The organism is Bradyrhizobium manausense (assembly GCF_018130615.1).
Taxonomy (GTDB): domain Bacteria; phylum Pseudomonadota; class Alphaproteobacteria; order Rhizobiales; family Xanthobacteraceae; genus Bradyrhizobium; species Bradyrhizobium manausense_A.
Window position 1 is genome coordinate 176142 of record NZ_JAFCKB010000013.1, and the last position, 12392, is coordinate 188533.

The following is a 12392-nucleotide window of genomic DNA, read 5'->3' on the forward strand; positions in this document are numbered from 1 at the left end:
ATGCTCGACTTCCTCGAACTGGAGGAGACGGTCGGCCGCGCCTGGCACCGGATGGTCGGCGGCACCGCGAGTTATCCGGTTCACGATGATCACGCGGTCTCGCTCACCGAGGTGAGGGGCCGGATTGCTGTCATGTTCCGCGCGCTCGGCGGTGAGACAGGCGTGCAGATCGCGAGCGCAGGCGCACGCAAGTCGGGCCACCGGCTTGGCTGGCGGCAACGCATTGGCCTCGGCGATGAGCGTCTCGAGCAGCCGGGCCGCGACGCCGCAAGCATCTTCCTGCCAGACCGCATCGCAATTTTCCCCGACCGCGCGCTGAACGCCGCGCTCTATCGCTGGCTCGCCGCGTGGTTTGCCGCCGCGCCGGTCGAGGCGATCACGGAGGACGACCCGCTGCGGCGGGATCTTCTTGTGCTGCGCCGGGCGAGCGAGACGGCGGTCTGGGTGCTCACGCAATTTCCCGGGCTCGTTACCGACTATGCGCAGCTCGCCGCGGCAACCGCAGGAGCCCGGCCGCAACGCCCCTTGCCGCGCGTCGAGCAGGAGGTCGAGCAGATCGTGTTGGCCCTGCTCGGAGCCGGAAAGGCCCCCGCAGGCCGACTGTGGCCGGCGATGATGGGTACGGGCCCGCTGCCGGACAAGGCGCCACCGGGCTATCGTTCGATTCTGCCGTGTCCGCTCTGGGGCGATTGCTGGACGCGTGAGCTGTCACCCGTGCATTCCGGAGACGACGAGTGCGCAGCCGGCTCGGAGGCTGTGGCCCAGGACAATCGCAAGCGCTTTGCCGTGCGCGAACGCGAAGACAACGCCAACCGCCGCGATCCCTTCGTGCTCAACCGTTTCGAGAAGATCCTGGCGATGGCCGAGATGGTCAATGTCGACCGCCCGGCCGACGACAGCGACGACGAGGACGCGCAGAAAGCCGCCGACGATCTCGAGGAAATCACGCTCAGCCGCCGTAGCGGCAAGCCGGCGAGCCGCTTCAAATTCGATCTCGACCTGCCGCCGGAAGCGCTCGATGCGTCACGATTGAACGCGGATCTGACCTATCCCGAATGGGATTATCGCAGCGGATCCTATCTGCCCGATCATTGCCGCGTGCTCGCGGGGGAGGCTTCCGAGCGAGGTGAAAGCTGGACGCCTGATGATGCCATGCGCCGTCGCATTCGCCAGGTGCGTCGGCGCTTCGAGGTGTTACGGCCACGTCATGAATTGTTGCGCGCCCAGGCCGACGGACACGACCTCGATCTCGATGCACTCGTGCGCGCGCGGTGCGATTTGCGCGCCGGTAGCAGCAATGGTGGCATGGATCGCGTCCACATGGCGATGCGGCCGCAGGGCCATGATCTGGCCGTCACGCTGCTTGTCGACGTCTCGCTCTCGACGGACGCCTGGGTCGATGGCTATCGCGTGCTCGACGTCGAGAAGGAGGCGCTGCTCGTGCTTGCGCACGGCCTTTCCGCCTGCGGCGACCACCACAACATTCTCACCTTCACCTCGCGCCGCCGAAACTGGGTGCGGCTCGAGACGGTCAAGGCGTTCGGTGAGCCGATGGGTGGAGCGGTGGAGCGTCGCATCGGCGCACTCAAGCCGGGCTATTACACCCGGATCGGCGCCGCGGTGCGACATGCCTCGGCTGAGCTTGCCCGCCAGCCGCAGCGCAAGAAGCTGCTGCTCGTTCTCACCGACGGCAAGCCGAACGATGTCGATCACTACGAGGGGCGCTTTGCGCTCGAGGACACCCGCAAATCCGTGCAGGAAGCGCGCCGGCTCGGCGTCGCCGTGTTCGGCGTGACGGTCGATGTCACCGCGCAGTCCTATTTCCCGACGCTGTTCGGCCGCGGCGGCTACGCCATCGTCGGCAATATCCAGCGGCTGCCGGCTGCGTTACCGGCGATCTATCGGCAGGTGGCCCATTGAACGAGCGGGCTAAAATCCCTTGGGGGCCGCGCCCCTTGTGAACTATTGCCCATCAGGTGGGTATATGATCGAATGACCGGATGGACCAGGGCCGGCCAAAACCCGATCTGATCATCTTTGATTGCGACGGCGTGCTCGTCGATAGCGAGCTGTTGAGCTGTCGTTGCCTGTCCGATGTGCTGGCGGAGTTCGGCTTTCAGCTCAGTGTGGTGCAAGCGCTCGAGCTTTTCCTCGGACGCAGTACGAAGGCGATCGAGCAGCATTATCGTGACCACGGGCAGGTACTGCCCGACGATTTCATTCCGCGCCTGAAGGGGCGCGTGCTGGAGACGTTTTCCGGAGCGCTCCAGCCGATTCCCGGCGTCGACACAGTGCTGTCCGAATTGAAGGCGCCGTGCTGCGTCGCATCGTCGAGCGACCTCGACCGCGTCTCGTTGTCACTTGATGTCACCGGCCTCGCACAGCATTTCGGTGACCGGCTCTACACCGCGCAGATGGTCCGGCATGGCAAGCCGGCGCCGGATCTCTTCCTCCACGCGGCTGAGAAGATGGGCGCCAAACCTGCGCGCACCCTGGTGATCGAGGACAGCGTCAGCGGCGTGCAGGCCGCCAGGGCGGCAGGGATGATGGTCTGGGGATTTGTCGGAGGTGGCCATTACCGTAGCCGCGATGGCCGCGCTATATTGTCCGCCGCCGGGGCCGATCGGGTCTTCGCGCAGATGAGCGATTTCTGGGGGGCGTGAGGCCGCATGGCCGCCGAGAACGAAAAATCGAGACTCGACGACGCCGCGCGTGCCGGCTGGCTCTATTTCATTGCTGGCCACACCCAGGACGAGATCGCAAAGATGCTCCAGGTGTCGCGCGCCTCGGCGCAGCGGCTGGTGTCGCTATGCCTTGCCGAGCGTCTCATCACCTTCCGGCTCGAACACCCGATCGCCGCCTGCATGGAACTGGCGGCGCAGTTGAAGGAGCGGTTTGACCTTAGCCATTGCGAGGTGGTCCCGGCCGATCCTGCAGCACCGCAGGCCACCGCCGGCATCGCCGAACGTTGCGCCAATCTGCTCGACGCGACGCTGCGCTCGGAGACGCCCGTGATCGTAGCGCTCGGCACGGGGCGCGCGGTGCGCGCCGCGGTCGAGCGCGTCACGCCGATCGACCGGCCGAACCATCAGATCGTCTCGTTGGTCGGCAACATCTCCGCGGACGGCTCGGCGAGCTTCTACGACACCGTCGGCCGGCTCGCCGACCGCACCGGCGCGCGGCATTATCCGATGCCGCTGCCGTTCCTGATGTCTTCGGAGGACGAGCGCAACAAGATGGTGCGGATCGAGCCGATCGCCAAGGTGAAGGCCGTGGCTGCCAAGGCCGATTTGCGCCTCGTCGGCATCGGGCAGATGGACCAGAAGGCGCAGATCCACGTCGACGGCTTCGTCACGCGCGATGAATTGTTCGAGATGATGCGGCAGGGCGCCATCGGCGAGATCACTGGCTGGGCCTATGATTCCAAGGGGCGCCTGCTCAAGGCCGGCACCAACAAGCGCCTCACCAGCATTCCGCCGGAAGTGCCGGCGAGGACCACGACGATCGGTGCGGCGGTCGGCGCGGCCAAGGTGCCGGCGATCGCGGCGGCGCTGAACGGGGCGCTGATCAACGGCCTGATCACCGACGAGACGACCGCGCGGGCGATCCTGGAGCGCTGAGGCAGGCGGCCGTCCCTCGCCTACGACTGTCATCGTCCGCCTTGTGCGCAGTTGCGAATTGGGGCGGACGACCCAGTACGCCGCAGCCAAGCTTGGGGCAAACCAATAGACGACACGGAGTCCTGGATGCCCCGCTTTCGCGGAGCATGACAGTCGTGAGTGGGGCACGATCTCCCGCACCGCAGCACTCATAAGTTGCTGGAACGCTTGCGAGCCTGCTTGACAAGCGCCAGGCCTCGTCCGAACATACGCTCAACGCGTGGGCATATGCTCAAGAGCGCGGGCTAGGGAGGTCACCGTGAAACACGTTCTGGGCGCCGTCTGCGGCGCGTCCGTATTGCTTGCCGTCCCCGCGATGGCCGAAACGACCCTGACGATCGCCACCGTCAACAACGGCGACATGATCCGCATGCAGGGCCTGACCAGCGAATTCACCAAGGCGAATCCCGACATTTCGGTGAAATGGGTGACGCTCGAGGAGAACGTGCTGCGCCAGCGCGTTACCACCGACATCGCCACCAAAGGTGGCCAGTTCGACGTGCTGACCATCGGCACCTACGAGGTTCCGATCTGGGCCAAGAAGGGCTGGCTGGTGCCGCTCGCCAATCTCGGCGCCGATTACGACGTCGCCGACCTGCTGCCGAAGATCAGGGATGCGGTCTCGGCCGACGGCAAGCTCTATGCCGCGCCGTTCTACGGCGAGAGCTCGATGGTAATGTACCGCACCGATCTGTTCGACAAGGCCGGCCTGAAGATGCCGGAAAAGCCGACCTGGGATTTCGTCATCGACGCCGCCAAGAAGGTGACCGACAAGAGCGCCGGCGTCTACGGCATCTGTCTGCGCGGCAAGGCCGGCTGGGGCGAGAACATGGCGTTCCTCTCGGCGATGGCCAATTCTTACGGCGCGCGCTGGTTTGACGAGAAATGGGAGCCGCAATTCAACACACCGGAATGGAAGACGACGCTCACCACCTACGTCAATCTGATGAAGGAGGCCGGACCTCCCGGCGCGAGCTCGAACGGCTTCAACGAGAATCTCGCGCTGTTCAACGCCGGCAAGTGCGGGATGTGGATCGACGCGACGGTCGCGGCTTCCTTTGTCACCAATCCGAAGGATTCCAAGGTCGCCGACAAGGTCGGCTTTGCGCTCGCGCCCAACACCGGGCTCGGCAAGAACGCCAACTGGCTGTGGGCCTGGAGTCTTGCGATCCCTGCCGGCTCGAAGAAGACCGAAGCGGCCGAGAAGTTCGTCGCCTGGGCAACCGGCAAGGATTACACCAAGCTCGTCGCGTCGAAGGAGGGTTGGGCCAACGTGCCGCCGGGCACGCGCACCTCGCTCTACCAGAACCCTGAGTATCTGAAGGCCGCGCCCTTCGCCAAGATGACGCTGGCCTCGATCGACGCGGCCGATCCGAACAAGCCGACCGTGAAGCCGGTGCCTTACGTCGGCGTGCAATATGCTGCGATCCCCGAATTCCAGGGCATCGGCACGCAGGTGGGGCAGCAATTCTCCGCAGCGCTTGCGGGCTCGATGACGGTCGATGCGGCGCTCGCCGCCGCGCAAACGGCGACCGAACGCGAAATGAAGCGCGCCGGTTACATCAAGTAGACCCGAGCTCTCCCTGAGCTCACACTTGCGGCCATCCTCCAACCCCGGATGGATGGCCGCCTTCTTCCTCCAAGCGGAGACGCCAAAGATGGCAACCCGGCAGACGCAATTCCTTGCGCGGTCGCTTCTGACCCCGGCCGTCGGGCTGCTGTTCATCTGGATGATCGTCCCGCTCGCGCTGACGCTCTATTTTTCGACGCTGCACTACAGCCTGCTCGATCCTGGATCGGAATCGTTCGTTGGTCTTGAGAATTTCCGCTACTTCCTCACCGATCCCGCCTTCCTCGCTTCACTCCAGAACACGCTGGTGCTGGTCGGCTCGGTGCTGGGGCTCACGATTCTGCTCGGCATTCCCCTGGCGCTGTTGCTCGATCAGCCCGTGATCGGCCGCAACTTCGTCCGGCTGATGGTGATCGCACCGTTCTTCGTGATGCCGACCGTGAGCGCGCTGGTCTGGAAGAACCTGCTGATGCACCCGGTGTCCGGACTGTTCGCCTGGCTCGCCAAGGTGGTCGGGTTGACGCCGGTCGACTGGTTCAACGACGTGCCACTATTCTCGGTGATCCTGATCGTGGCCTGGCAATGGCTGCCGTTCGCGACGCTGATTCTCCTCACCGCCCTGCAGTCCCTCGACGAGGAGCAGAAGGAGGCGGCCGAAATGGATGGCGCGAGCGCCGTCTCGACCTTCATTTACATCACGCTGCCGCACCTGGCGCGCCCGATCACCGTGGTGATCCTGATCGAGACCATCTTCCTGCTGACGGTGTTCGCGGAGATCTTCGTCACCACCGGCGGCGGGCCGGGCCTGCAAACCACCAACATCGCCTTCCTGATCTATTCACAGGCGCTGATCCAGTTCGACGTCGGCAGCGCCTCCGCAGGTGGTCTCGTCGCTGTGGTGATCGCCAACATCGTCGCCTTCTTCCTCGTCCGCATCGTCGGCCGCAACCTGGAAGCCTGAAATCATGGCGCGCAAGTCAACGACGCAGCGTGTGGTGGTCTCGACGATCGGAGCTTGGTTCTTCGGCTTCCTGATCTTCTTTCCGATCCTCTGGATGGTGCTGGCAAGCTTCAAGACCGAGCTCGAGGCCTTCGCCATTCCGCCATCGTTCCTGTTCTTCCATTGGACCACGGAGAACTACGCCACGGTGCAGGAGCGCAGCGATTACCTGCTGCATGCCATGAACTCGATCATCATCGCCGGCGGCTCAACGCTGATTGCGCTGCTGATTGCAATCCCTGCGGCCTGGTCGATGGCGTTCTCGCCGACCAAGCGCACCAAGGACATCCTGCTCTGGATGCTCTCGACCAAGATGATGCCGCCGGTCGGCGTGCTGGTGCCGATCTACCTGATCTACAAGACCTTCGGTCTGCTCGATTCCCGCATCGGGCTTGTCTTCATTCTCTGCCTCGGCAATCTGCCGATCGTGATCTGGATGCTCTTCACCTATTTCAAGGAGATCCCGCGCGACATCCTGGAAGCCGCGCGTATGGACGGCGCCACCATCGGCCGCGAGCTCGTCTATGTGCTGACGCCGATGGCGATCCCGGGCCTTGCGTCGACCTTGCTGCTCAATCTGATCCTGGCCTGGAACGAGGCGTTCTGGACGCTCAATTTGTCGACCTCGAATGCCGCGCCGCTCACCACGTTCATCGCGTCCTATTCCAGTCCGGAAGGACTGTTCTGGGCCAAGCTATCGGCGGCCTCGACGCTGGCGATCGCGCCCATTCTCGTCCTCGGTTGGTTCAGCCAGAAGCAGCTCGTGCGTGGGCTGACCTTCGGCGCGGTGAAGTAAAAGGGGCTGCCGGATCATGGGTCAGATCACACTTCAGGGCGTACAAAAATCCTTCGGCCCCGTGCACATCATCAAGGGCGCCGATCTCGAAATTGCCGACGGCTCCTTCGTCGTCTTCGTCGGTCCCTCCGGCTGCGGCAAGACCACGCTGCTACGATTGATCGCGGGGCTCGAGGACGTCACCGGCGGCAGCATCCTGATCGATGGCAAGAACGTCGTCGACACGCCGCCTGCCAAGCGCGGGCTGTCGATGGTGTTCCAGTCTTACGCGCTTTATCCGCATATGAGCGTGCGCGGCAATATCGGCTTCGGCCTGAAGATGGCGGGATTGCGCAAGGACGAGATCAACCGCAAGGTCGAGGCCGCCGCTGCAACGCTCAACCTCACGCCCTATCTCGAGCGCAAGCCGCGCGAGCTCTCCGGCGGCCAGCGCCAGCGCGTCGCCATCGGCCGCGCCATCGTGCGCGAACCCAAGGCGTTCCTGTTCGACGAGCCGCTGTCCAATCTCGACGCTGCGCTGCGCGTGCAGATGCGCATCGAGGTGACACGGCTGCAGAAGCAGCTCGGCACCACCGCGATCTACGTCACCCATGACCAGGTCGAGGCCATGACCATGGCCGACAAGATCGTCGTGCTCAACGGCGGCAAGATCGAGCAATACGGTTCGCCGCTGGAGCTGTATGAGCGGCCCGCCAATCTCTTCGTCGCCGGCTTCATCGGCTCGCCCAAGATGAATCTCGTCACCGGCGACAGCGCTGCGCAGAAGGGTGCGGCCACGATCGGCGTGCGGCCGGAGCATCTCAAGATCGATCGTGACGGCACCGGCGGCTGGCAAGGCACGATCGCGGTTGCCGAGCATCTCGGTAGCGACACCTTTCTCTACGTCGATGCCGGGCCGCTCGGGATGCTGACCGCACGCTACATCGGCGAATTGAGCCTGCATGCCGGCGATCGTGTGTCGCTGGTGCCGGACCCCGCCCGCATTCACCGGTTTGACGCGAGCGGCAACGCGCTTCGGAACTAACAAGAAACGGCAAGACAACGGAAAGACGACCATGTATCTGGAAAAGTTCAAGCTGAGCGGCAAGACCGCGTTCATCACCGGCGGTGGCCAGGGCATTGGCCTGGCCTGCGCCGAAGCGCTGGCCGAAGCCGGTGCCAAGGTCATCATCGGCGACCGCGACAGCAAGGTCGCCGGCGATGCCAAGGCCAGCCTGAAGGCAAAGGGTTTTGACATCGAGACCGCGATCATGGACGTCACTGACACCAAGCGGGTGGGGGAGGTCGCGAACGACCTCATCGCCCGCCACGGCAAGGTCGATATCCTCGTCAACAATGCCGGCATTGCGCGCAGCGAGACGCCGGCCGAGACCGTCACCGACGAGCACTGGCTCAACGTCATCGACGTCAACCTCAACGGCACCTTCTGGTGCTGCCGCGAGTTCGGCAAGCACATGCTGAAGGCCAAGAGCGGCGCCATCGTCAATGTCGGCTCGATGTCCGGCTTCATCGTCAACAAGCCGCAGGAACAGTGCTTCTACAATGCCTCCAAGGCCGGCGTGCACCATCTGACCAAGTCGCTCGCCGCCGAATGGGGCGCGCGCGGCATCCGCGTCAATGCGGTAGCCCCGACTTATATCGAGACGCCGCTCAACGCATTCGTGAAGAGCAACGCCAAGATGTACGACGCCTGGATCGGTGGAACTCCGATGGCGCGGATGGGGCAGGTCGAGGAAATCGCCTCGGTGGTGCTGTTTCTGGCTTCCGAGGCCGCCAGCCTGATGACCGGCAGCATCGTGCTGGTGGATGGCGGCTACACTTGCTGGTAGGCTTGCGTCGAAATTGACGGAAGCGACCGGGAGCGACAATGCCGCGAGCGTATATCGGCGTCGACGTGGGGACCACGAGCACGCGGGCAGGGGTTTTTGACGGGGCGGGCATGCTGCTTGCGACCGCCAAGCATCCGATCCGGATCTGGCAGGAGGCCGGCGACATCGTCGAGCAGTCGTCGCAGGACATCTGGGAGGCCTGTGTCAAATCGGTGCGGGCAGCGATGGCCGAGGCGGCGATTGCGCCGGACAGCGTCGGCGGCATCGGCTTCGATGCGACCTGTTCCCTGGTGGTGCTCGATATCAAGGGTGAGCCGGTCACGGTCAGCGCCTCCGGCGACAAGCAGCGCAACGTCATCGTCTGGATGGATCATCGCGCCGTCGCGGAGGCCCGTCTCATCAACGAAACTTCCGACATTGTGCTGCGCTATGTCGGCGGTTCGATCTCGCCCGAGATGGAGATGCCAAAACTGTTGTGGCTGAAGCGGCATCTGCGCGCGAGCTTCGACGCGGCCGGACACTTTTTCGATCTGGCGGATTATCTGACCTGGCGCGCCACCGGCTCGCTCCAGCGCTCGACCTGCACCGTCACCTGCAAATGGAACTATCTCGCGCATGATGGCGGCGGCTGGAGTGCCCCGTTCTTCAAGCGCATCGGCCTGTCCGACTTCGTCAACGAGAACTACGCCCGCATCGGCACCAAGATCGTCGCGCCCGGCACGCGGCTCGGCTCGGGTCTCATCCGCACGGCCGCCGCCGATCTCGGTCTCTCTCCGGGAACGCCGGTGGGTGCCTCCTTGATCGACGCTCATGCCGGCGGCATCGGCGCGATCGGGGGGCGAGACGGATCGGGCGGAGCCGCCGATGTCAGCGATCGGCTCGCTTATATCATGGGTACGTCGGCCTGCATCATGGCGACGACGAAGGAGCCCTGCTTCGTGCCTGGCGTCTGGGGTCCCTATTATTCCGGCATGGTGCCGGACTTCTGGCTCAACGAGGGCGGCCAGTCAGCCGCGGGCGCGGCGATCGACCATCTCCTCAAGTCGCATCCCGGCCATGCGGAAGCGAGTGCCGCGGCGCGCAGCGAGGGCGTCGACCTCATCGAGTTTCTCGAGCGCCGCATCATCGCACGCGCCGGCGATGCCAGCCGCGCTGCGCTGCTGGCGCGTGATGTCCACGTGCTCCCTGAGTTCATCGGCAACCGCTCGCCCTATGCCGACCCCGATACCCGCGCGGTGATCGCGGGCCTCGATCTCGATACGGACGTCAGCTCGATGGAGCGGCTGTTCGTCGCGGGTCTGTGCGGGCTCGCCTATGGCCTCGCCGAGGTGATCGAAGCCTTTGCCGCACATGATGTGCATGCTGGCATCATGATCATGGGCGGCGGCGCGAGCCGTAGTCCCTTGGTGCGGCAGATCATGGCTGACACCACAGGCCTCACCGTCGCGCTGCCGCAGACCAAGGAGCCGGTACTGCTGGGGGCCGCGATGCTTGGCGCAGTCGCGGGCGGCGCCTATGCCTCGATCGGCGAGACCATGGCCAAGATGTCGGCGCTCGGACGCAAGAGCGAGCCGACCGCGCCCGACATGGCGGAATTTCACACCAGGAAGCGCGAGGTCTATAAGCTGTTGCGCGAGGTCGATCGCGGCAGTCGCGCGGCGATGCGCGACATCGTCAAGGGCTAAGAGACATGCTGATTTCCTGCGGCGATGCGCTGATCGATTTCGTGCCGACGAAGAACGTTGATGGACGCGAAGCCGTGATGCCGGCGGTCGGCGGCTCTTGTCTCAACGTCGCCATCGGCATCGCGCGGCTCGGCGCCCCGACCGGGTTTGTCGGCGGGATCTCGACCGACCTGTTCGGGCGAATGATCGCCGACCATGCCGCTGCCTCGAACGTCCAGCTGAGCCTCGCCACCCGCAGCGACTATCAGACCACGCTCGCCTTCGTCCGCATTGTCGCCGGCGAGTCACATTACGCCTTCTATGACGCCGAGACCGCGACGCGGAATTGGACTTTTCGGCGCGGCACCATCCCGTTCGGTGCAGTCGAAGCTGTCCATGTCGGCTCGACCACGCTGGTCAATGACCAGGGCGCCGCCGAAACAACGGCGCTGATCGCGGACGCGAAGGCCTCGTCTACGATATCCTTCGACCCGAACTGCCGCCCCAATCTCGTCAAGGACAAGCCGGCTTATCTCGCGCGCATGGCCGAATTCGCCGCCGGCGCCGATCTCATCAAGATGTCGGATGTCGACTTCGCTTATCTCTTCGACGAGGAGCCGTATCAGCAGCGCGCAAGGGCGCTGCTGGGGCAGGGCACAAGTCTTGTCGTCATCACCCGCGGCAACGACGGCGCCATCGCTTGGCATGCAAAGGCAGGGCAGATCGAGGTTGAGGCGCCGAAAATAGAGGTCGCCGACACCATCGGCGCCGGCGACAGCTTTCAGGCGGCGTTGCTGTTTGCTCTGCACAAGCAGGGGCGTCTCGCCCGGCAGCAACTCAAGGACATCGGTACTGATGAACTCCGCCGGGCGCTGTCCTTTGCCGCCAATTGCGCTGGTCTGACCTGCACGCGACCGGGTGCTGATCCGCCCTGGAGCCGCGAGATCAGCTGGAGCTGGTAGGCGGCCTCACAGCCGCGCGACGACTTTCTCGGCGCATTTCAGAAATTTGGGGATCAGCGGGCTTTGGGAGTCCCGCCGCCAGCACACTGCGATGTCGATGCGATCGGCGGCCTCCCGCAGCGGCCGGAACACGATGCCGCGCGGGGCCCCGAGCTTGGCGCAGGCTGGCAGGATCGCAAGCCCTTCGCCGGCGAGAACCAAGCTCATCGCCGAATGCGCCGTCTCCACGCGGCTTGCGATCGGCATCACGATCTGATGCCGCCGCAGCAGGGCCGCGACGGCGGAAGAGGCTGGGTCCCGCTCCGGTGGCGGCAGCGCAATCAGCGGACGTCCCTGCAACCGTGTCATCGGCACGGCGCCGAGACGCGCGAGCGGCGAACGGTTCGGCATCGCCAGCATGAAGCGTTGCGCGCCGATCAGGGCCACCTGGATTTCAGGGTGGTGGATCGCCGGCATGCATAGCGCGACCGTGACGCTGCGGTCGAGCAGCCGCGCCTCGCGCGTCGATGCGCTGAGATCGACGAAATCGATATCGACGCCGGGAATGGATCGCCGCAGTTCGGGGATCAATCGCGGCAGCACGGCGTTCGCCAACACGAACATGTAGCCGACCGAGATCCGACCGCGCCGCCCGGCTGCGACCGCACGCGCGGCCTCGATGCCGTCGGCCGCCAGCGCCAGCGCCTCGCCGGCACGCGCCAACAGCGCCTGACCCGCGTCCGTAAGCTCCATGCCGCGTGTGCCGCGGTGGAACAGCGGCGCGCCGACTTCGGCCTCGAGCTTGCGGATCTGGACCGAGAGCGGCGGTTGCGCCATCCGCAGCCGCTCGGCAGCCTTGCCGACGCTGCGAGCCTCGGCCACTGCGGCGAAATAGCGGAGACGGCGAAGATCTATAGGCATACCGAAACCGTA

11 protein-coding genes are annotated in these 12392 nt (G+C 64.9%); 10 read left to right on the plus strand and 1 reads right to left on the minus strand.

Annotated elements, in window-relative coordinates; genetic code table 11:
• The 10 genes from JQ587_RS23740 (at window position 1) to JQ587_RS23785 (ending at window position 11480) form a co-directional block, all read left to right on the plus strand.
• On the plus strand, window positions 1-1920 hold the full coding sequence (locus JQ587_RS23740; protein ID WP_212426876.1) for a nitric oxide reductase activation protein NorD: 1920 nt from the start codon (window positions 1-3) through the stop codon (window positions 1918-1920).
• 80 nt (window positions 1921-2000) lie between these two features.
• A complete protein-coding gene (locus JQ587_RS23745) occupies window positions 2001-2663 on the plus strand; it encodes an HAD family hydrolase (RefSeq protein WP_212426877.1) in 663 nt (220 codons plus the stop codon).
• 6 nt (window positions 2664-2669) lie between these two features.
• On the plus strand, window positions 2670-3620 hold the full coding sequence (locus JQ587_RS23750) for a sugar-binding transcriptional regulator (protein ID WP_212300510.1): 951 nt from the start codon (window positions 2670-2672) through the stop codon (window positions 3618-3620).
• 355 nt (window positions 3621-3975) lie between these two features.
• Entirely contained in the window at window positions 3976-5229 is a 1254-nt protein-coding gene (locus tag JQ587_RS23755) for an ABC transporter substrate-binding protein (RefSeq protein WP_249154488.1), read from the plus strand.
• Window positions 5230-5317: 88 nt separating this feature from the next.
• A complete protein-coding gene (locus JQ587_RS23760) occupies window positions 5318-6190 on the plus strand; it encodes a carbohydrate ABC transporter permease (RefSeq protein WP_212300512.1) in 873 nt (290 codons plus the stop codon).
• Between the two features lie 4 nt (window positions 6191-6194).
• A complete protein-coding gene (locus JQ587_RS23765) occupies window positions 6195-7025 on the plus strand; it encodes a carbohydrate ABC transporter permease (protein ID WP_212426879.1) in 831 nt (276 codons plus the stop codon).
• 16 nt (window positions 7026-7041) lie between these two features.
• Complete coding sequence (locus JQ587_RS23770; protein ID WP_212300514.1) at window positions 7042-8049, plus strand: ABC transporter ATP-binding protein; 1008 nt, start codon at window positions 7042-7044, stop codon at window positions 8047-8049.
• A 31-nt stretch (window positions 8050-8080) separates the two neighbouring features.
• Window positions 8081-8854, plus strand: coding sequence for an SDR family NAD(P)-dependent oxidoreductase (locus tag JQ587_RS23775; protein WP_212300515.1), 774 nt, complete (start codon window positions 8081-8083; stop codon window positions 8852-8854).
• A gap of 38 nt (window positions 8855-8892) precedes the next feature.
• Window positions 8893-10539, plus strand: coding sequence for an FGGY-family carbohydrate kinase (locus JQ587_RS23780; protein ID WP_212426880.1), 1647 nt, complete (start codon window positions 8893-8895; stop codon window positions 10537-10539).
• Between the two features lie 5 nt (window positions 10540-10544).
• Window positions 10545-11480 carry a carbohydrate kinase family protein gene (locus JQ587_RS23785; RefSeq protein WP_212426881.1) on the plus strand — a complete coding sequence of 312 codons (936 nt, stop codon included), beginning with the start codon at window positions 10545-10547 and terminating at the stop codon, window positions 11478-11480.
• 6 nt (window positions 11481-11486) lie between these two features.
• Here JQ587_RS23785 and JQ587_RS23790 read toward each other — a convergent pair whose 3' ends face one another.
• Window positions 11487-12374, minus strand: coding sequence for a LysR family transcriptional regulator (locus JQ587_RS23790; RefSeq protein ID WP_212426897.1), 888 nt, complete (start codon window positions 12372-12374; stop codon window positions 11487-11489).
• Window positions 12375-12392: the final 18 nt, after the last annotated feature.